This is a genomic window from Bacteroides sp. OF03-11BH (assembly GCF_003604005.1).
Taxonomy (GTDB): Bacteria; Bacteroidota; Bacteroidia; order Bacteroidales; family Bacteroidaceae; genus Bacteroides; species Bacteroides ovatus.
The window spans coordinates 433-635 of sequence record NZ_QTMW01000136.1; the positions used below are offsets into that span (position 1 = coordinate 433).

Below are 203 nucleotides of genomic sequence, written 5' to 3' on the forward strand. Positions count from 1 at the left end.
GCCGCGTTGCCGGGCATCGCCGCCCAGTAGAGCGTCGGGCAGTCGATGGTATTGTGGTGCGGCACGCACTCCATGCTTGCCAGCTGGCTGCCCACATCGTTCTTGATATGCTTCAGTTCCTCCGCGTCATCGCTCCACGCCATGACGTTGAAGTGCGCCCGTACCGAGGTCAGCCCGTAGGAATGGGCTTCGTTCAGGTACTG

The 203-nt window shown here is 62.1% G+C and carries 1 pseudogene; it reads right to left on the bottom strand.

From position 1 onward, the window contains the following. A pseudogene (locus DXA54_RS28720) lies at positions 1-203 on the bottom strand (TraG family conjugative transposon ATPase); the annotation flags it as partial.